The 20,232-nt window shown below is 70.7% G+C and carries 16 protein-coding genes; 3 read left to right on the plus strand and 13 right to left on the minus strand.

Annotated features, from left to right (window positions below; translation table 11 throughout):
• The first annotated feature begins 5 nt into the window (after positions 1–5).
• Positions 6–1,592 carry an adenylate/guanylate cyclase domain-containing protein gene (locus F0U47_RS10040; protein ID WP_149750166.1) on the plus strand — a complete coding sequence of 529 codons (1,587 nt, stop codon included), beginning with the start codon at positions 6–8 and terminating at the stop codon, positions 1,590–1,592.
• On the opposite strand, the gene F0U47_RS10045 is transcribed toward F0U47_RS10040, so the two are convergent.
• From F0U47_RS10045 to F0U47_RS10065, 5 genes are all read right to left on the minus strand, one after another.
• Entirely contained in the window at positions 1,589–2,179 is a 591-nt protein-coding gene (locus tag F0U47_RS10045; protein ID WP_188111258.1) for a TetR/AcrR family transcriptional regulator, read from the minus strand. The genes F0U47_RS10040 and F0U47_RS10045 overlap by 4 nt on opposite strands.
• Complete coding sequence (locus F0U47_RS10050; RefSeq protein WP_149750167.1) at positions 2,176–5,205, minus strand: MMPL family transporter; 3,030 nt, start codon at positions 5,203–5,205, stop codon at positions 2,176–2,178. Before F0U47_RS10050 ends, F0U47_RS10045 begins: the two co-directional genes overlap by 4 nt.
• A gap of 134 nt (positions 5,206–5,339) precedes the next feature.
• Positions 5,340–6,503 (minus strand): zinc-binding dehydrogenase, encoded by a 1,164-nt coding sequence (locus F0U47_RS10055; protein ID WP_149750169.1) that lies wholly within the window; start codon positions 6,501–6,503, stop codon positions 5,340–5,342.
• 75 nt (positions 6,504–6,578) lie between these two features.
• Positions 6,579–8,405: a phosphoenolpyruvate carboxykinase (GTP) gene (locus tag F0U47_RS10060; RefSeq protein WP_149750170.1), complete on the minus strand. Its 1,827-nt coding sequence runs from the start codon at positions 8,403–8,405 to the stop codon at positions 6,579–6,581.
• Positions 8,406–8,581: 176 nt separating this feature from the next.
• Positions 8,582–10,015, minus strand: a complete 1,434-nt coding sequence (locus tag F0U47_RS10065; protein ID WP_149750172.1) for a gamma-aminobutyraldehyde dehydrogenase — start codon at positions 10,013–10,015, stop codon at positions 8,582–8,584.
• A 135-nt stretch (positions 10,016–10,150) separates the two neighbouring features.
• Here F0U47_RS10065 and F0U47_RS10070 point away from each other — a divergent pair, with 135 nt between their 5' ends.
• Entirely contained in the window at positions 10,151–11,527 is a 1,377-nt protein-coding gene (locus tag F0U47_RS10070; protein ID WP_246159547.1) for an aspartate aminotransferase family protein, read from the plus strand.
• A gap of 64 nt (positions 11,528–11,591) precedes the next feature.
• On the opposite strand, the gene F0U47_RS10075 is transcribed toward F0U47_RS10070, so the two are convergent.
• The 4 genes from F0U47_RS10075 to F0U47_RS10090 are packed head-to-tail and all read right to left on the minus strand — an operon-like array spanning position 11,592 to position 15,665.
• Positions 11,592–12,401 carry an ABC transporter permease gene (locus tag F0U47_RS10075; RefSeq protein WP_149750175.1) on the minus strand — a complete coding sequence of 270 codons (810 nt, stop codon included), beginning with the start codon at positions 12,399–12,401 and terminating at the stop codon, positions 11,592–11,594.
• 8 nt (positions 12,402–12,409) lie between these two features.
• The gene (locus tag F0U47_RS10080; RefSeq protein WP_149750177.1) at positions 12,410–13,306 is read right to left on the minus strand and encodes an ABC transporter permease; all 897 of its coding nucleotides are present in this window, start codon (positions 13,304–13,306) and stop codon (positions 12,410–12,412) included.
• A 12-nt stretch (positions 13,307–13,318) separates the two neighbouring features.
• On the minus strand, positions 13,319–14,464 hold the full coding sequence (locus tag F0U47_RS10085) for an ABC transporter ATP-binding protein (protein WP_149750179.1): 1,146 nt from the start codon (positions 14,462–14,464) through the stop codon (positions 13,319–13,321).
• Positions 14,457–15,665, minus strand: a complete 1,209-nt coding sequence (locus tag F0U47_RS10090) for a polyamine ABC transporter substrate-binding protein (protein WP_149750181.1) — start codon at positions 15,663–15,665, stop codon at positions 14,457–14,459. Before F0U47_RS10090 ends, F0U47_RS10085 begins: the two co-directional genes overlap by 8 nt.
• A 158-nt stretch (positions 15,666–15,823) precedes the next feature.
• On the opposite strand from F0U47_RS10090, the gene F0U47_RS10095 reads away from it, so the two are divergent.
• On the plus strand, positions 15,824–16,291 hold the full coding sequence (locus F0U47_RS10095; RefSeq protein ID WP_149750182.1) for an Lrp/AsnC family transcriptional regulator: 468 nt from the start codon (positions 15,824–15,826) through the stop codon (positions 16,289–16,291).
• Here F0U47_RS10095 and F0U47_RS10100 read toward each other — a convergent pair.
• Genes F0U47_RS10100 through F0U47_RS10115 form a run of 4 tightly spaced genes read right to left on the minus strand, consistent with a single transcriptional unit; the run spans position 16,270 to position 20,099 of the window.
• Positions 16,270–16,896 (minus strand): HAD family hydrolase, encoded by a 627-nt coding sequence (locus F0U47_RS10100; protein ID WP_246159548.1) that lies wholly within the window; start codon positions 16,894–16,896, stop codon positions 16,270–16,272. The two genes, F0U47_RS10095 and F0U47_RS10100, sit on opposite strands and share 22 nt — an antisense overlap.
• A 10-nt stretch (positions 16,897–16,906) precedes the next feature.
• On the minus strand, positions 16,907–18,265 hold the full coding sequence (locus F0U47_RS10105; RefSeq protein WP_246159549.1) for an NAD(P)/FAD-dependent oxidoreductase: 1,359 nt from the start codon (positions 18,263–18,265) through the stop codon (positions 16,907–16,909).
• A gap of 48 nt (positions 18,266–18,313) precedes the next feature.
• Complete coding sequence (locus F0U47_RS10110) at positions 18,314–18,709, minus strand: homing endonuclease associated repeat-containing protein (RefSeq protein WP_149750185.1); 396 nt, start codon at positions 18,707–18,709, stop codon at positions 18,314–18,316.
• Positions 18,710–18,716: 7 nt separating this feature from the next.
• A complete protein-coding gene (locus F0U47_RS10115) occupies positions 18,717–20,099 on the minus strand; it encodes an NAD-dependent malic enzyme (RefSeq protein WP_149750187.1) in 1,383 nt (460 codons plus the stop codon).
• Positions 20,100–20,232 lie beyond the last annotated feature (133 nt).

Here is a 20,232-nt window from a genome sequence, read left to right on the forward strand (position 1 = left end):
CGGACATGCCGCGCCCGACGCCCGTCAGCCAGCGGAGCCCCTTCGGCGCACGCATCCTCGGGCCGCGCGAGCAGGACCCGCGTCGCCTCCGGATCCGGATCCAGCTGCTGCTCACCCTCGTCCTCGTCAGCACCAACGTGCTCGGCGCGGGCGTGGTCTTCGTCGTCAACAACTTCGCGGTGCCGGCGCCGACCCCGTCGACGGCGATGCTGGTCGCGCTCGCGATCGGGGTGCCGACGTACGTCGTGACCGCAGCGGTCGTCGGCGTCATCTGGGGTACGGCGACCAGCCTGCGCGCGCTCCGCTGGGCGACCCAGGGCGCGCACGTGGTGCCCACCGAGAAGGAGCGACGGCAGGCCCTGAACGTGCCGCTGCAGCTCACCATGATGCAGCTGTCGCTGTGGCTGGCCGGCAGCGCCGTGTTCACGGTGCTGGCCCTCGTCCTGCAGCCGGAGCGGGCGCTGGCGACCGGCCTGACCGTCGGCATCGGCGCGCTCGTGGTCGCCGGCATCTCCTACCTCCTGACCGAGTTCACCCTCCGTCCGGTGGCGGCGCGCGCGCTCGCGGACACGGAGGTGAACAAGAAGGCCCGGTTCGTCGGCATCGGCCCGCGGATGGTGATCTTCTGGGCGATCGGCACCGCGGTCCCGGTCGTCGGCCTGATGGTCGCCGCCGTCCTCGCCCTCGTCGACGAGGGCGAGACGACCCTCCGGCAGCTCGCGATCGTCACCCTGGTCGTGTGCGGGGCGGTGCTGGTCTTCGGGTTCGTGCTGACCGACCTCAACGCCCGCTCCGTGGTGGCGCCGATCATGTCGGTGCGCGACGCGCTCAAGTCCGTCGAGGCGGGCGACCTCGACGTGGACGTCGTCGTCTACGACGGCACCGAGCTCGGAGCGCTGCAGAGCGGCTTCAACCAGATGGTCACCGGTCTCCGGGAGAAGGAGAAGCTGCGGGACCTGTTCGGCCGGCACGTCGGTCACGACGTGGCCGCCGCCGCGGCAGCGGTGGAGACCGGTGAGGTCGAGCTCGGCGGTGAGACGCGCGTGACCTCCGTGCTGTTCGTCGACCTGGTCGGCTCGACGGCGTACGCCTCCGACCACGAGGCGGCCGAGGTCGTCGGCGTGCTCAACCGGTTCTTCGGCGTCGTCGTCGACGAGGTCGACCGGCGTGAGGGGCTGGTCAACAAGTTCATCGGCGACGCGGTGCTGGCGATCTTCGGCGCCCCCGTCCCCGACGAGAACCACGCAGCGTCGGCGCTGGCGGCCGCCCGCGCGATCGCGACCCGGCTCGAGGAGGAGCTCCCCGAGATCGGAGCGGGCATCGGGGTCGCGACAGGCACCGTCGTCGCGGGCAACGTCGGGTCCGAGTCGCGCTACGAGTACACCGTGATCGGCGACGCGGTGAACTGCGCGTCCCGCCTCACCGAGCTGGCCAAGGACGTCCCCGGTGGGGTCCTGGCGACCTGGGAGACCGTCGTCTCCGCCGTCGAGCACGGTGACGCCGAAGCGGCCGCCCGGTGGGAGAAGAGGGGCTCCGAAGTGCTCCGCGGGCGGACCGAGAAGACCGCGCTCGCCGTACCCGTCTGGGACTAGCCGAGCCGGTCGAGGACGTGGACGACCCGACGCAGGATCGAGTCGGGGTCGACCTCGGGATAGACAGCCGAGACGACGAGGTCGCGCTGGAGGACCGCCAGCCCGTGCACCGCGGCCCAGCCCAGGGCCGCTAGCTCGGGGGTCGGCACGTCCGTGCCCCAGCCCCGCTCCTGCGCGGCCGCGATGGTGGACATCATCAGGTCGCGCTGCGCAAGGCGGGCCGCGACCAGCTGCTCGTCGTCGTTGCGGAGCAGGTCCGGCCGGTACATGAGGTCGAAGAGGGCCGCGTGGCGGCGCGAGAACTCGACGTACGCCGCCCCGGCTGCCGCCACCTGCTGCCCACCCTCGACGGGCGCACCGGCGATGGCCTCCTCCGTCTCCTGGTGCAGGAGCCCGTGACCCTCCACCGCGAGGGCGGTGAAGAGCCCCGCCCGGTCGACGAAGTGGTGGGCCGTCGCCTGGTGGGAAACGCCGCACCTGCGGGCGATCGCCCGCAGGCTGGCCCGCGCCGGGCCGGTCGCGGCGATCTCGGCCTCGGCCGCGCGGAGCAGCCGGGCACGAAGGTCGACGGTGGCGGCGCGGCTCACCTGGACGCCTTCGCTCCGGGCCACCAGAGCCGCGGTCCGAGCAGGGTCGCGGCCGCCGGCACGAGCAGCGACCGCACGACGAACGTGTCGAGCAGCAGGCCCGCCCCGATGGTGAAGCCCACCTGGGTCATCGTGGTCACACTGCCGGCCATGAGCGCGAACATACTCGCGGCGAAGATGACGCCGGCGGACGTGATCACCGAACCGGTCGCGGCGGTCGCGCGGGCGATGCCGGCCGCATCGCCGTCCGGTGCCTCCTCGTGCATGCGCTTGGTCAGCAACAGGTTGTAGTCGGCACCGACCGCCACCAGGATCGTGAACGCCACGGCCGCCACGGTCCAGTCGATCTCGATGCCAAGCAGCTCCTGCCAGACCAGCACCGAGAGGCCCATGGCGGAGGCGTAGGAGAGCACGACCGTCGCCATCAGGACCGCCGCGGCGACCAGGCTGCGCAGGAGCACGAGCAGGACCAGGAACACCGCGATGAGGGCGGTCAGCGCGACCAGGCGCATGTCGGACTGCGAGTACGCCGCCAGGTCGGCGTTCGTCGCCGCCATGCCGGTCGTGCTGACCTCGGCGTCGTCGAGCCGGGTGCCCCGCAGCGACTGCTCGACGGTCTCGCGGATCTCGACCGTCCGGTCGGCAGCCTCCTCGTCGAACGCGTCGGTCGAGCCGAGCACCGCGAACCGCGCCGTCCGCCCGTCCTCGGACAGGAAGAGCCCCATGGCAGCGGCGAACCGCTCGTCCTTCAACGCGGTGGGCGGCAGGTAGAACCCGCCGATCGCGGGGTCGTCGGCGACCACGCTGGTACGGCGGAGGTACGTCGCCGCGCGGCTCAGTCCGCGCCGCAGCTCGGGCAGCGAGGTGGCCACCTCCTCGGTGCCGCCCTCGAGCCGGCCCGCTCCCTCGGCGAGCCGGCCCGCTCCGTCGGCGAGCTGGTCGGCGCCGTCGGCGAGGCCGCCGAGCTGCTCGGCGAACGTCTGCTGGCCGTCGTTGAGGAGGTCGGCGCCCGCCCGCGCCTGGCGCAGGCCGTCGCGCAGCCGGCGGAGCCCGGTCTGCAGGTCCACCGTGCCGTCGGCCAGGCTGCGCGCTGCGGTCGCCGCTCGGCGGAGGCCGGGTAGCAGCTCGTCGCGCTCGGCGACCCAGATCCGGCGGATCCCCTCGCGGGCCTGGCGGCAGGCCGGGTCGACGTTGCAGGTCAGGCTCTTCGTGCGGAGGGCGTCGTAGGCGAGCCCGAGGCCGTCGACGGCGAGCTGGACCTGGTCGGCACCGGTCTCGAGCCCGCGGGCGAGCTGGCGCATGCCGCCGCCGAGGCGCCCGGCGCCGGTGACGGCTTGGTCGGCACCGGCCAGCAGTCGTCGTAGGCCCTGCTCGAGGTCGGCTGTCCCGCGCACCAGCCGGCCGGCACCGTCGACCGCGCGGTCCGCGCCGTCGGCCAGCTGCCCGCTGCCGTCGCTGAGCTCGTCGGCTCCGTCGCCGAGCTGTCCGGCGCCGTCCGCGAGCTGCTCCGCACCCTGCTCGCCGTCGCCGACCCGGTCGGACGCGCGGTCGAGCCGGACGCCGACGATGCCGGCCTGCCGCGCGACCGACGCGTCGGTGATCGGGCGGCCCAGGGGACGGGTGATGCTGCGGACCATGACCACGCCCTCCTCCTGCGCGGTGGCCGACGCGGCGCGCTCGAGGAGGGCCAGGTCCCGCGGGTTGCGCAGGTCGTGGTCGGACTGGATGAGGACGTAGTCGGGGAGGATCTCGTTGACCGGGTAGTGCCGGTCGAGGAGTGCGTAGCCGCGGTTGCTCTCGGTGTCGTCGGGCTGGGAGTCGCGGGTGTCGTAGGAGACCTGGAGCAGCGGCGCCAGGGCGGCCAGCGCCAGCAGGGGCAGCAGCGACAGGGCGAGCATCCGTCCCGGGTGGGCCGCGACCGTGCCGGCGATGCGCGGCCACAGCGACCCGGCCCGCTCCGGCCGCGGCTCGCACCAGCCGCGGCTCCCCGCGAGGGCCAGCAGCGCCGGCGTCAGCGTGAGCGCGACCGCCAGGTTGATCGCCACGCTGACCGCGATCGCGGGACCGGTGGTGCTGAAGAAGCCGAGCTCGGCGAGCAGCATGCAGCCGCAGGCGAGCACGACGGTGAGTGCGGACCCCACCACCACGCTGGTGATCCGCGTGCCCGCGGTCGCGGCGGCCTCCCGCGGCGGCACGCCCTCACGCCGGAGCTCGTGGTAGCGGCTGACCAGGAACACCGCGTAGTCGGTGCCGGCGCCGAGGACCACCGCGGTGAGGAAGGAGCCGCTGAAGGTCGAGACCGTGAAGATCCCGGTGAGGCCGCACCACGCGGTCACCGCCCGGGCCAGGCCGAGGCCGATGCCGACGACGGTCAGGACGAGGGCCGTCACCGCGAACGACCGGTAGATCAGCCACAGGATGATCGCGATCAGGCCGATCGTGACGACCGTGATCCGGACGATGCTGTCCTCGGTCTCGGTCGCCAGGTCGGTGATGGTGGCGGTGGGGCCGGTGACCGCGACCTCGAGGCCGGCGGGAGCGAGGTCCGCCGCGACGTCGCGTACGGCGGTGACCTGCCGGATCGAGGACGGCGCCCCGGTCTGCCCAGTGATGCCGACGAGGAGGTAGCGCGCCTCGCCGTCGCGGCTGGTCAGGGCCTTCAGCAGCTCGGGTCGCTCCCGCACGTCCTGGACGAAGGAGACGTTCTCCCGGTCCCGGGTGAGGACGTCGGCGAGCCGTCCGGCGTACCTCTTGTCGGCCGGGGCCAGGCCGCCGTCGCGCTCCATGGCGATGACGACGAAGCTCTGGCTCTCGCCGTTGCCGAACGCCTCGTCCATGTCCTTCATGGCGACGATCGACGGTGCGTACGACGGCACCACCGGCGAGGAGTCGCGGGCGGCGACCTCCTCCAGCTGCGGCACGAGGAGGTTGAGGGCGGTCGCCAGCGCCACCCAGGCGAGCAGCACCCACACCGCCCGCTTTGCGGCGAACCTCGCCAGCCCCGAGACGCTTCCGTTGTCGGCCATCGGGCTCCCCTGTCGGCACCGTCCGCGCGGTCTCCTTGCCAGTGGCAAGGAAGATGTCCCTCGGACGCTAGTCCGCCTCCTTGCCAGTGGCAAGGGGATGTGATGCGCCTCATCCGCTCCCGGCGCGCGGAGGATCAGACGGAGGTGGCGTCGCTGCTCGGGTCGACGAGGATCTTGGCGTGCCGCTCGGGGTCGCCGAGGGCCTCGAACGCGCCGGCGACGCCGTCGAGCCCGACGGTGCCGGTGATCAGCGGGGCGACGTCCACCTTCCCGGAGGCGATCCACTGCAGGGTCTGATGGAACTCGCTGGGGTCGTAGGCGAAGGCGAACCGCAGCTCGATCTCCTTGTTGATCGCCATCGACGGCCGGAACGAGTCGGCGCCCATGCACACCCCGACCACGACCACCCGCGACAGCAGCGGCGCGGAGGAGACGATGTGCTCGATCATCCCGGGCACGCCGACGCACTCGAAGACGACCGGACCACGCGGGGTGGCCCCGGCCTTCTCGGCCGCGCGCATGACGTGCGCCCACGGCAGCAGGGGTACGGCGCGCAGCTTGTCCATCGCGTCGAGACCCAGCTCGGCCAGGGCGATCGGGTTGGTCAGGTAACGCCGGGACTCCTCGAAGGAGCTCCACGGCGACTCGGCCGCCGGGTCGATCACCACGTCGGCGCCGCACTTCTCGGCGAGCGCACGCCGGGCGGGCGAGAAGTCGCTCGCGATCACGTGCCGCACGCCGGTCGCCTTGAGCATCAGGATGACCGCGAGCCCGATCGGGCCGCAGCCGATGACGACCGCGGTGTCCTTGGCGCCCACATGCCCGCGTCGTACGGCGTGCAGGGCGACCGCCATCGGCTCGGTCAGCGCCGCCCGCTCGGCGTCCACGCCGTCGGGCACCCGCATCGCCATCGAGGCGGTGGCGAGCACCTGCTCGGCGTAGCCGCCCGAGGCCTGCTCGCTCAGCCCGGTCAGGTGCACCGAGCCACGGGCGCGCAGGACCGGCAGCGCCACCACCCGGGTGCCGACGGGCCACGGCTTCCTCGTGCGGGGGCCGTAGTCGGCGACCGTCCCGACGAACTCGTGGCCCATGACGACGTGCTGGTCGGAGCGCATGAAGGCGTCGTAGCCCAGCGCCGCGACGTCGTCGGCGGTCTCGTCGCAGTGGAGCCGCGCGTGCAGGTCCGACCCGCAGATCCCGCACCGCTCCACGTCGAGGAGGACCTGACCCTTGCCCGGCGTCAGGTCGGCGACCTCCGCGACCTCGAGCTTGCCCTCGTGACAGGTGACTGCGCGCATGTCCCGGAGAATGTCATACGGCCCGCACCCCGGGGGGTGCGAGCCGTATGACGTTGCTCTCGGAGGCGCGAGACCTCAGGCCTGGTCGAGCGCCTCGGCGACCCGGCGGTGGGCCGCCCAGATCTCCTCGGGCAGACCCTCGAACTGGCTGAGGTGCTCCTCGCGGAACTTCATCTCCTGCTGCCAGCGCTCGGTGTCGATCGTGAGGATCGTGTCGAGGTCGGCAAGCGCCTGCTCGTCGAGGCCCTCGAGGTTGAGCTCCTCGCGGGTCGGGATGATGCCGACCGGGGTCTCAACGCCGCTGACCTCGCCGTACTTGAGCTGCATCAGCCAGAGCAGCGGGCGGAGGTTCTCGCGGTAGCCCGGCCACAGGAAGCGGCCGTCGTCGCCGCGCTGGAACCAGTTCACGTGGGCGAAGATCGGCGTCTCCTTCGCCGCGCCGATGACCTTGAGCCAGTGCGCGGCGTAGTCGGCCTCCGGGTAGGACATGAACGGCCGCATCGACATCGGGTCGTAGCGGAGCACGCCCTCGAGACCGTCGGCCGCGGCGGTCGCCTCGGCACCCAGGGTGAGGCCGTCGTAGACGCCCTCGGCGATGTCGGTGATCGCACGGATCAGCGGCTCGCGGTCGCGGGTGCGGCCGCCGAAGATGATGCCGTGGATCTCGACGCCCTGCGGCTCCTCGAAGTCCTTCGCGACGTTCGGCACGTTGGCCAGGGTGGTCGTGAACCGGCTGTTCGGGTGGGCCCACGGAGCGTCGGCGTTCTCCGGGGCGCGGTCGGCGATCCGGTCGCCCTTCCAGTCGAGCCAGCCGTCGAGGTCAGCCGGGTACTCGGGCGTCTTGCCCTCCCACCAGACCTCCTGGGTCTTCTCGTTGTAGGCGACGTTGGTGAAGATGGCGCCGGTGCCCGGGACGATCGAGTCGATCGCGGTCGGGTTGGTCTTCTCGTTGGTGTCCTTGGCAACGCCGAAGACGCCGTTCTCCGGGTTCATCCCGTAGAGCTTGCCGTCGTCGCCGACCCACAGCCAGGCGATGTCGTCGCCGTAGAACTCCACGTAGTAGCGGTCGCCGAGGGCGTCGGGGGCCAGCGTCATCGCGAGGTTGGTCTTGCCCGAGGCGCTCGGGAAGCCACCGCAGATGTTGTACTTCTTGCCGGTCTCCTTGTCGGTGATGCCGAGCAGCATGAACTGCTCCACCAGGAAGCCGTTCTTCCAGCCGTCGTAGGAGCCCTGGCGCAGGCCGTGGGCGATCTTGCCGAGCAGCGCGTTGCCGCCGTACGACGAACCGAAGTGCAGGATCGTGCGCTCGTCGGCGACGGTCACGAAGTAGCGCTTGTCGTCGGGCGTGCCCTGGCCGAGGTTCTCGAGGTCGCCGGTGACGTGGACGGCCTTCACGAAGGAGTCGCCGAGGTGGTTGATGTACTCCACGCCGACGCGGGCCATGCGGATCATCTGCAGCACGACGTTGCGGTTGTCGGTGAGCTCGACACCGGCGGCGAACCTCTCCAGCGGGGAGCCCTTCGGCGCCATCAGGTAGGGGATGACGTACATCGTCTTGCCGGCCGACGCACCGGTCATCAGGTCGACGAGCAGCGGCTTCATCTCCGACGCGGGACGCCAGTTGTTGTAGGTGCCCTTGTCGCTCTCGTCGTTGGTGGCGACGATGGTGCGCTCCTCGGCGCGGGCGGTGTCCTTGAAGTAGGAACGCGAGTAGTAGAGACCCTCGCCGGCCGGCAGCAGCTCGCCGGCGTCCAGCGACTCCTGGACCAGCCGCGCGTCGTCGGACGCGGAGACGACCTCGACCCTCTCTGCGCCGGTCACCCCGGCCCAGTGGGCGACGTACTCACGAACATAGGTGTTGGTGAGCCCCGCCTCGTCGAGAACCCGCTCCACATCGACCATCTGTCTAGCCTTTCGCGTCCGTTTGAGGTGTGGGCACGCTACCTCACGCTCAACTGCCCGATTCACCGTGTGGCTTTTCGCCTGAACCGTGGACACCGTCGTCCGCGACGGGAGTCACCATGGCATTCACCGACGCGCGAACGCACATCGGGGCGGATTGGATCGATCGAATACGGCTATTCGCCGAAGTACGACATGACGTGCTTGATGCGCGTGTAGTCCTCGAGTCCGTACATCGACAGGTCCTTGCCGTAGCCGGAGTGCTTGAAGCCGCCGTGGGGCATCTCGGAGACGAACGGGATGTGGGTGTTGATCCAGACGACACCGAAGTCGAGCTTGCGGCTCATCCGCAGCGCGCGACCGTGGTCGGAGGTCCACACCGACGACGAGAGGCCGTACTCCACGCCGTTGGCCCAGCTCAGCGCCTCGCCCTCGTCGGTGAACCGCTGCACCGTGATGACCGGGCCGAAGATCTCGTTCTGGACCTGCTCGTCGTCCTGCTGCAGCCCGGACACGACCGTCGGCTCGTAGAAGTAGCCGGCGTCGCCGACCTGCTGTCCGCCGGTCCGGAGCGACGCGTGGTCGGGCAGCCGGTCGACCATGCCGGCCACCCGGGCGAACTGGTCGGCGTTGTTGAGCGGGCCGTAGAGGACGTCGGCGTCGTCAGGCATGCCGGTCCTGGTGTTCCGCGCCTGCTCGGTGATCGCGTCGACGAAGTCGTCGTGGATGCCGGGAGCGGCGAGCACCCGGGTCGCGGCGGTGCAGTCCTGGCCGGCGTTGTAGTAGCCGGCTCCCGCGATCGCCTCCGCCGCCTTCTCGAGGTCGGCGTCGTCGAAGATGATCACCGGCGCCTTGCCGCCGAGCTCGAGGTGCACCCGCTTGAGGTCGGCCGCGGCACTGCCGGCGACCTCCATGCCCGCGCGCACCGAGCCGGTGATGGCCACCATCTGCGGCGTCTCGTGCGCGACGAGCGCCCGACCGGTGTCGCGGTCGCCGGTGACGACGTTGAGCACGCCCGGCGGCAGGAACTCCTGGCAGATCTCGGCGAGCAGCGTCGAGCTGGCGGGGGTGGTGTCGCTCGGCTTCAGCACGATGGTGTTGCCCGCCGCCAGCGCCGGGGCGATCTTCCAGATCATCATCATGAGCGGGTAGTTCCACGGCGTCACCTGGCCCACGACGCCGATCGGCTCACGCCGGATCCAGCTGGTGTGGTCGGCGAGGTACTCCCCCGCCGAGCGGCCCTCGAGCACCCGCGCCGCGCCGGCGAAGAACCGGAAGTGGTCGGAGCTCGGCGGCATCTCGTCGTCGAGCATCGCCTGGGTCGGCTTGCCGGTGTCCTTCACCTCGACCGCGGCGATCTCCTCGGCGCGCGCGTCGATCGCGTCGGCGATCTTGAGCAATGCGGTCGCGCGCTCCTGGGGAGTGGTGTCGCCCCAGGCCTCGAACGCGGCGGCCGCGGCGGCGTACGCCCGGTCGACGTCCTCAGGCCCGGACATCTGCGCCTGCGCGTAGACCGCTCCGGTGGTCGGGTCGATGACGTCGTACGTCGCACCGCTCGCCGCCTCGACGAGCTCGCCGTTGATGACGTTCTTGAAGGTGAGGTCCGCCATGGGCAGACTCTAGCGCCGAAAACCGACGAAATCAGCGGCCCTCGGACGCCTTTGTGTGACGGATTCCGTCGCTCATCCCAGTTGAGGCAACTGATTCACTTGCAACGCCCCGCCGGGATCGTCACCATGGACGCCATGGACGACTCCGCACTCCAGCGCGCAGCGAAGGACCACCTCTGGCTGCACTTCTCGCAGCACGGTCGCTACACCGGGGACGGGCCCGACCACGACGTCCCGATCATGGTGCGCGGTGAGGGGGTCTACCTCTACGACAGCAAGGGGAAGCGCTACCTCGACGGCCTCGCCGGGCTGTTCGTGTCGCAGCTCGGGCACGGCCGGCGCGAGCTCGCCCACGCCGCTGCGCAGCAGGCGGGGACGCTCGCGTTCATGCCCTTGTGGTCCTACGCCCACCCGCCGGCGATCGAGCTCGCGGAGAAGGTGGCGTCGTACGCCCCCGGCGACCTGAACCGGGTGTTCTTCACCTCCGGCGGAGGCGAGGCGGTCGAGTCGGCGTGGAAGCTCGCGAAGGACTACTTCAAGCGGGTCGGCAAGCCGCTCAAGCACAAGGTGATCAGCCGCGCGATCGCCTACCACGGCACCACCCACGGAGCGCTCTCGATCACCGGGCTGCCGAGCCTCAAGCAGCAGTTCGAGCCGCTGGTCCCCTCGACGTTCCGGGTGCCGAACACCAACTTCTACCGGGCTCCGGTCCACGAGGACGACCGCGAGGCCTTCGGTCGCTGGGCCGCCGACCAGATCGAGGTCGCGATCCTCGACGAGGGTCCCGACACCGTGGCCGCGGTCTTCCTCGAGCCGGTGCAGAACGCCGGCGGCTGCTTCCCGCCGCCGCCCGGCTACTTCCAGCGGGTCCGCGAGATCTGCGACGCCTACGACGTGCTGCTGGTCTCCGACGAGGTCATCTGCGCCTACGGGAGGCTGGGGGAGATGTTCGGCGCCACGGCGATCGGCTACCAGCCCGACATCATCACCAGCGCCAAGGGACTGACGTCCGGCTACGCGCCGCTCGGCGCGATGATCGTGTCGGACCGGCTGTTCGAGCCGTTCGCCTCGGGCAGCGCGATGTTCGCCCACGGCTACACCTTCGGCGGTCACCCGGTGTCGACCGCCGTGGGCTTGCGCAACATGCAGGTCTTCGAGGAGGAGCGTGTGCTCGAGGGCGTGCGGGCCAATGCACCGGCGATGCGTCGTACCCTCGAGCGGCTCCTCGACCTGCCGATCGTCGGCGACGTGCGCGGCGAGGGCTTCTTCTACGGCATCGAGCTCGTGAAGGACAAGGCCACCAAGGAGTCGTTCACCGCCGAGGAGTGCGAGCGGATCCTCTACGGGTTCGTCTCCAAGGGGCTCTTCGAGGAGGGCCTCTACTGCCGCGCCGACGACCGCGGCGACCCGGTCATCCAGCTCTCCCCGCCGCTGGTCTGCACGCAGGAGCACTTCGACGAGATGGAGCAGATCCTGCGGTCGGTCCTCGACAAGGCCTACGCCCTCATCTGACTACCGCTGTGCTGTGGCCACTACCCGGGTGGTCGACCACCCTGGCAGTGGCCATAACACGTAGTTACAGGACCGCCCGCCCCCGGCGCCGCGAGCCGAACTCCCCCACCACGACGACGATCAGCGCGATGGCGAACATCATCGTGCCGATGACGTTGATCTGCATCGGGATGCCCTTGGTGTTGGCGCCCCAGACGAACATCGGGAACGTGACCTCCTGGCCGGCGTTGAGGTTCGTGATGATGAAGTCGTCGAAGGACAGCGAGAAGCTCAGCAGCGCGGCGGCCAGGATGCCGGGGAAGACGAGCGGGAAGCTGACCCGCCAGAACGTCTGCCACTCGTTGGCGTAGAGGTCCGCAGCCGCCTGCTCGAGTCGCGGGTCCATGCCTGCCAGCCGGGCCTTGACCGTGACGACGACGAACGACAGGCAGAACATCACGTGGGCGACGAAGATCGTCCAGAACCCGAGCTTGCCGGCGAGCCCGGAGCTGACGAACAGCGCCAGCAGCGAGGAGCCGAGCACGATCTCCGGGGTCGCCATCGGCAGGAAGATGAAGACGTTCGCCGCGGCCCGGCCGCGGAACCGGTGCCGCACCATCGCGAACGCCATCAGCGTCCCGAGCAGGGTCGCCACCAGCGTCGCGAGCAGGCCGATCTCCAGCGACAGCCCGACCGACGAGCAGAGCTGGTAGGGCTCGCAGAGGTTGGTCCAGTTGTCGAGGGTGAACCCGTCGAACGTGTAGGTGTTGCGGCCGGCCGGCTGGTTGAACGACATCAGGACGACGACGAACACCGGCGTGAGCATGTAGAGCAGCACCAACAGCCCGATCATCAGGACCAGGTGGCGCGCGATCCAGTCGCCGGCAGTCCTCATCGAGGCCTTCATACGAGCTCGTCCGTCCCCGCGCGCCACACGTACACCGCTACCAGCAGCACGATCGTCACCATCAGGGCGACCGAGAGGGCCGAGGCGGTCGGGTAGTCACCGGCGTAGAAGAGGCTCTGGATCTCGTTGCCGACCATCCTCGTCTTCGGGCTGCCGAGGAGCTCGTCGTTGATGTAGTCGCCGGCGGCCGGGATGAAGGTCAGCAGGGTGCCGGCGACGACGCCCGGCATCGAGAGCGGCAGCGTCACCTTCAGGAACCCGCGGAACGGCGACGCGTAGAGGTCACCGGCGGCCTCCAGCAGGCGGTGGTCGATCTTCTCCAGCGAGGCGTAGAGCGGCAGCACGAAGAACGGCAGGAAGTTGTAGGTGAGGCCGGCGACGACGGCGACGGGCGTGTTGATCAGCTGCAGCTCCGCCCCGGTGAACGGCAGCCACCGGAGGAAGGTCACCACCCACTCGTTGTCGCCGAGGAGGTACTGCCAGGCCAGCGTCCGGACCAGGAAGCTGGTGAAGAACGGCGCGATGACCGCCACCAGCAGGATCGTCTTGTAGCGCCCCGCCTTGAAGGCGATCGCGTAGGCCAGCGGGTAGCCGAGGATCATGCAGGCCACGGTCGCGATCAGTGCGTACTGCAGGGATCGCACGATCGGGTCCCAGTACTCCGCGATCGCGTGCGGGTAGTTCTGGACGTGCCCGGTCATCTGGTAGCCGAACTCCAGCGACCCGCTCGGGTCGTAGAGGCTGGTCGCGACGAGCGAGACCGTCGGCACGATGAAGAACACCGCCAGCCACAGCGAGCCGGGTGTGAGCAGCAGGTAGCCGGCGAGCCCGCGACGCTGCTGCTCCGGAGCCGGTGGGGCGTCCGGAATCTCAGTCGGTACGACGTGCGCCATGCCTCTGCGACCTCACTCGTCGTCGAACTGGGTGCCGGCCGACGCGTCCTGGGCGGCGTCGAGGAGGAAGGTGTGCTCGGGCGCCCACGTCAGGTCCACCCGGTCGCCCGAGTGGAGGCGGCGCTGGCTGGTGTGGTTCTGCTCGAACACCATCAGCTCCTGGCCCGACGGCAGCCGGACGACGTACTCGGTGCTGACGCCGGCGAAGCTGACGTCGCTCACGACGGCGTCGCGCAGCTCGTTGCCCCGCCCGCCCGCGGGGTCGCCGGCCGGCTTGAGGTGCACCTTCTCCGGCCGTACGCCGACCCAGACCTTGCCCTCGGCGGTCGCCGCCCGCTCGACCGGCGCCGTCACCGTGCCGCCGTCGAGCTGGACCGACACCTCTTCCCCGGCGGTGCCCGTGACCGAGCCGGCGACCAGGTTGGAGCGGCCGAGGAAGTTGGCGACGAAGGTCGTGCGCGGCAGGTCGTAGAGCTCCTCGGGCGCGCCCATCTGCTCGATCCGGCCCTGGTTCATCACCGCGACCGTGTCGGCCATCGTCATGGCCTCCTCCTGGTCGTGGGTGACGTGGATGAAGGTGAGACCGACGTCGATCTGGATCCGCTTGAGCTCCAGCTGCATCTGGCGCCGGAGCTTGAGGTCGAGCGCGCCGAGCGGCTCGTCGAGGAGCAGGACCTGGGGGTGGTTGATGAGCGCGCGGGCCAGCGCGACCCGCTGCTGCTGACCGCCGGAGAGCTGGGCAGGCTTGCGTCCGGCGTACTCGCCCAGCTCGACCAGGTCGAGCATCCGGTTCACCTCGGCCGCGGCCTCCCGCTTGCTGACGCCCTTGCGGCGCGGGCCGAACGCGACGTTGTCGCGGATGGTGAGGTGCGGGAACAGCGCGTAGCTCTGGAAGACCGTGTTGACCGGACGGCGGTAGGGCTTGAGCCGGGTGATGTCCTCGCCGGCGAGGGTGACGGTGCCCGCGGTCGGCACCTCGAGCCCTGCGACCATCCGCAGCGTGGTGGTCTTGCCGCAGCCGGACGGGCCCAGCAGCGCGAAGAACGAGCCGGAGGGCACGGTCAGGTCGAGCGCGTCGACCGCGGCGAAGTCGCCGTACTTCTTCGTGAGCCCGGCAAGGACGAGGTCCTCGCTGCCGGCGGTCACGGGCTCAGCCACCGCTCGCCTGACGGAAGTCGCTCTCGTACTGCTGCCGGGTCTTCTCGTCGAGGACCATGAAGTCGCGGGTGGTGGCGAGGAACTCCTCGCTCGGGAAGATCAGGTTGTTGTCGACGAGCGACGGGTCGATCTTCTCCATCTCCTCACGTGCGCCCTCGACCGGGCAGATGTACCAGACCCAGGCGGCGAGCGTGGCCGCGACGACGGGGTCGTAGTAGTAGTTCATGAGGGCTTCGGCGTTCGCTTTGTGGTCGGCCTTGTTCGGAACCATCATGTTGTCGGACCAGATGTTGAGGCCCTCCTCCGGCTGGACGAACGGGATCTTGGGGTCCTCGGCCGCGGCGATGTCGCCGGACCACGCCATGCAGGCAGCGAGGTTGCCGGACTTGAGGTCGCGGATGTAGTCGTTGCCGGTGAACCGGCGCACCTGCCCCGATGCGACGACCTCCTCCAGCCGCGCGATCGCCGCCTGCCACTCGTCCTCGGTGAAGTCCTCGGGATCGGCGCCCTCGATGGCGAGCATGAAGGCCATGGTGTCCTCCATCTCGGTGAGCAGGCCCACCTTCCCCTTGAGGTCGCTGCGGGTCAGCATCTCCTCGAAGCTGGTGACCTCGCCGGTCACGTCGGCGTTGTAGGCGATGCCGGTGAGGCCCGACTGCCACGGGACGCTGTACTCGCGCTCCGGGTCCCAGCTCGGCGAGCGCAGGCCGTCGATCAGGTTGGCCTCCACGTTGGGGAGGTTGTCCTTGTCGAGCTCCTGCATCCACCCCAGCGCGATCATCCGGCCGGCCGTCGAGTCGGTCATGGTGATGATGTCCCGGCCGATCGGCTCGCAGGAGCCCAGTTGGTCCTTGACCTTGCCGAAGAACTCGGCGTTGTCGTTGATGTCGGTGTTGTAGGTGACCTCGATGCCGGTCTCGGTCTCGAACTGCTCGAGGGTCGGCATCCGCTTCCCCTGGACGTCGATGTACTCCGGCCAGTTGGAGAAGACGAGGACCTTCTCCTCCTCGGACTTGTCGGTGCTCTTGCAGCTGTCGGAGGACTGCACCTGCGACTCCGTCCCGCACGCGGACAGCAGCGTGGGCGAGCCGAGCGCGAGCGCCGAGAGGCCGGCGCCCTGGAGCATGCGGCGGCGTCCGAGACCGCGTCGGAGCGGCACGCCGGGGAAGAGCGCCGGTGGTGGTGTTCGCCTGATCGTCATCTGCTTGCCCCTCGTTCCTGGGTGATTCGCCGGCTCGGATCCTGCCACCAGGCCCCGGCCATGACAAGCGATCCGGTTGCGTTGAAACACGTTTGCAACGGAATCCGCGTTTCCGGACGTGATTGAGCACGGAAGCGGGTCCATGGCAGCATCACGCCATGCCCGCTCGCACCTCACGGCCCCAGCTCGACGACGTCTCGAAGGCGATCATCGAGCAGCTGCAGCAGGACGGCCGCCGGTCCTACGCGGCGATCGGCAAGGTGGTCGGGTTGTCCGAGGCCGCCGTCCGCCAACGGGTGCAGCGGCTGGTCGACACCGGTGTCATGCAGATCGTCGCCGTGACCGACCCGCTGGAGCTCGGGTTCGCCCGCGAGGCCATGGTCGGGATCCGGGTGAGCGGTCAGATCGCGCCGGTGGCCGACGCGCTCGCCGAGCTCGACGAGGTCACCTACGTCGTCATGACCGCGGGCAGCCTCGACATCCTCGCCGAGGTGGTCGCCGAGTCCGACGAGGACCTGCTCGAGATCGTCTCCGAGCGCATCCGCCGGATCCCCGGCGTGGCCTCGACCGAGACGTTCGTCTACCTGAGCCTGCGCAAGCAGATCTACTCGTGGGGCGTGCGCTGACCCGGTGACCCGTCGGCCAGGTAGTCGTCGAGCCAGGCCGGGAACTCGTGCAGGTCCTCGAGCACGACGTGCGTCCCTGCGTCGTACAGCTCCTCGGCAGTGCAGCCACCCGTCAGCACCGAGACGCTGAGGATCCCCGCGGCCAGCGCCCCCTCGACGTCGTGGACGTGGTCGCCGACGTAGATGTGGGCACCCTCGCGGCGCAGCACGTCGGCCTTGCCGACGCCCCAGACCTTGCCCTCGAGGTGGTCGACGTCGAACCCGACGTGGTCGACGTGCAGCTGCGCGTTCGGGGTGAACTTGCCGGTCACGACCACCACGCGGCCGCCGTGCCTCCGCACGGCCGACAGGGCCTCGTGGGCGCCCGCCATCGCCGCGACGGACTCGATCGCGTGGTCCGGGTAGAGCGTGCGGAACCGGTCGACCGCCGGCTGGATGGCCTCCTCGGCGAGGTGGGGCCGGAGGATCAGGTCGAGCGGCGGCCCGAGGTTCGACGTCATCTCGTCGATGGGGAGCTCGACGCCCAGCTCCCCGGACAGCGCGAGCAGCACCTCGCGGAAGCCGGGCACGGTGTCGATGAGGGTCATGTCGAGGTCGAACCCCACGACGAGCTGTTCAGGAGTCAAAGCCCAGCCCCAGCCGGTCGAGGGTCCGCAGCCACAGGTTGCGGCGCCCGGTGTCGTCGGCGCGGGCGAGTGCGCGCCGGGTGAGCTCGATGCCCGCCCAGGCGACCGGCTCGGGCGGGAACGGCACCGCCGGCCGGCGCACCATCTCCAGCCGGGTCCGCTCGGTCTCCTCGCCCGCCAGCAGGTCGAGCATCACGTCGGCGGCGAAGCGGGTGGCACCGACGCCGAGGCCCGTGAACCCGAGGGCGTACGACGACCGGCCGCCGTGCGCCGTACCGAAGCTGGCGCTGAAGCGCGTCGAGGTGTCGATCACCCCGGCCCAGCGGTGCGTGAAGCGGATCCCGTCCAGCTGCGGGAACGTGGTGTGGAAGTGCTCGGCCAGCATCGCGAACGTCTCCCGGCGATCCTCGTGGTCGCTCCGGATCGACCGGCCGAAGTGGTAGATCGCGTCGTAGCCGCCCCACAGGATCCGGCGGTCCGGCGTCACCCGGTAGTAGTGGAACTGGTTGCCGGCGTCGCCGACCCCGATCGCCGGGTCCCAGCCGAGCGCAGCGAGCTGGGTCTCGGTGAGCGGCTCGGTGGCGAGGACGTAGTCGTAGACCGGGACCGTCGTGAGGCGGAGCCGCCGCAGCAGCGGGCGGAACACGTTGGTGGCGAGGGCGACCCGGCGAGCACGGACCACGCCGCCGGTGGTCGTGACCTCCATCGTGTCGCCGGTACGACGGATCCCGGTGACCCGGGTGCGCTCGGCGATCCGCACGCCCTGCTGCTCCGCCGCGTCGGCCAGGCCCCACGCCAACCGGGCGGGGTCGAGCACGGCGCCCTCCTCCGCGCCCGACAGCCGACCGGCGAGGTAGGTCGGCGAGTCGACCACCTTCCGCACCGCGTCCCGGTCGAGGAAGCCCGGCACATCGGGCTCGAGCCCGGCGACCTCGTGCGGTCGCGTCGCCACGGCGAGGGACCCGCCCCGGAGGAAGCCGCAGTCGATGCCGTAGCGGGCGACCGCCTCCTCGATCCCGTCGAGGTTCTCGATGCCGAGCCGGTGGAGGTCGTCGTACTCCTCCGGCCAGCGGGCCATCCCGTTGTGCTCGCCGTGGGTCAGCGAGGCCTCGCAGAACCCCCCGTTGCGGCCGGTGGCGTGCTCGGCGATCCGGTCGCCCTCGACCAGCAGCACGTCGCGGCCGGGCTCCCGCTCGACCGCGCGCACCGCCGTCCACAATCCGCAGAAGCCGCCACCCACGACCACCAGGTCCGCGGTGGCGTCTGCAGCCAGCGCCGGTCGGGGCTCGGGGCGCACGGGGGTGTCCAGCCAGAGCGGGCGGTTGACCGATCCGCCGAGTGAGTCCACCCGCCGGAGGATAGATCAGCCGTCCTAGCTCGGCGCGACGCGCCGTCCTCAGGCCTTCTCCGCCCGGCTCTTCAGCTCGGCCCACGGGAGCCGCTGGCGGAGCGTCGCGCCGCTCGGCGCTCCGTCCTGCGTCCTCGCCCAGGCGGAGTAGTCGGCGAACGACCCGGTGCTGCCGGGAGCGCGGAGGTAGGTGGCGACGATGCCGACGATCTCGTCGTCCGACCAGCGGCGGGAGGTCGAGCGGGTCTTGTTCGTCGCCACGCCGGCGCGGTTGCACGCCTCGATCCACGAGCCGAACCGGCGGATCAGCAGGGCCGGCGAGGCGGCGTCGCGGCTGCGCTGCCAGCCGTCGTACGCACCAGCGGTCAGCGGTTCTCCGAGCTCGGCGGCCGCCGCCGCGATCGAGGCGACCAGCTGGTCGTCGCTGTAGTCCTGAGCGCGCAACGCGACGTCACTCCTGGGGAGTGCCGCGGATGGCGGAGGCCACCGCGCCCGGCACGTCCGGGTGGAACACGCTCGGGATGATGAAGCTCGCGTGCAGCTCCTCGTCGGTGACCACGGCAGCGATCGCGTGCGCAGCGCGGAGCAGCATGTCGATGGTGACCTGGGACGCGCGGGCGTCGAGGAGGCCGCGGAAGACGCCGGGGAACGCCAGCACGTTGTTGATCTGGTTGGGGTAGTCCGACCGGCCGGACGCGACGACCGCGGCGTGCTTAGCGGCCTCGGCGGGGTCGACCTCGGGGTCGGGGTTGGCGAGCGCGAAGACCACGGCGCCCTCGGCCATGTCCTGGATCCACTCCGGGTCCAGCACGCCGGGACCGCTCACGCCGATGAAGACGTCGGCTCCCTTGAGGCCGTCGTGGAGCGTGCCGCGGATCCCCCGCGGGTTGGTGATCGAGGCCAGCTGGCGCTTGGCGGGCGGGAGCGACTCGTCATCGGCCGACAGCAGGCCCTCGCGGTCCCAGACGACGACGTCCTCGGCGCCGTCGGCGAGGAGCAGCGCGACGATCGCGGACCCGGCCGCGCCGCCGCCGGCGACCACGATGCGGGTCCCCGACAGCGACTTGCGGACGACGCGGAGGGCGTTGTGGAGCGCGGCGAGCACGACGATCGCCGTACCGTGCTGGTCGTCGTGGAACACCGGGATGTCGAGCGACTCCCGCAGCCGCGCCTCGATCTCGAAGCACCGCGGCGCGGCGATGTCCTCGAGGTTGATGCCGCCGAAGCCCGGCGCGATCATCTCGACCGCGCGGACGATCTCGTCGACGTCCTGGCTGGCGAGGCAGATCGGCCACGCGTCGATGTCGGCGAAGCGCTTGAACAGCGCGGCCTTGCCCTCCATCACCGGCAGCGCGGCGCCCGGGCCGATGTTGCCGAGGCCCAGCACGGCGGACCCGTCGGTGACGACGGCGACGGAGTTGCCCTTGATGGTCAGCTTCGCGACGTCCTCCGGGTGCTGCGCCAGCGCCATGCTGACCCGGCCGACCCCCGGCGTGTAGGCCATCGCCAGGTCGTCGCGATTCTTGAGCGGCACCTTGCTGGTGACCTGGATCTTGCCGCCGAGATGGAGCAGGAACGTCCGGTCGGACACCTTGTGGACCTGCACGCCGGCGATCGCCTCGACCGCCTGCACCAGCCGCTCGCTGTGGTCGGAGTCCGTGGCGCTGCAGGTCACGTCGAGGACCAGCCGGTCGTGCCGCGACTCCGCGACGTCCATCGCGGTCGTGATGCCGCCGGCCTCGGCGATGGTGGTCGCCACCGTGCCGACCACCGCGAAGTCCGGCTCGGTGTAGAGACGCATGGTGATGGAGTACGACGACGGCGTGACGCTCATGCGCCTACCTAAGACCCCTCCGCGGGCTACTAACAAGTAGACGTCGGCGCCGTCGGTGTTGTGGTCATAGATTTCCGGGACCGTCCCGCCCGACGGTCGGCGCTCGTCCGCCGGCAGCCAACCGGGAAGGCGC

Source organism: Nocardioides antri, from assembly GCF_008373765.1.
GTDB lineage: Bacteria > Actinomycetota > Actinomycetes > Propionibacteriales > Nocardioidaceae > Nocardioides > Nocardioides antri.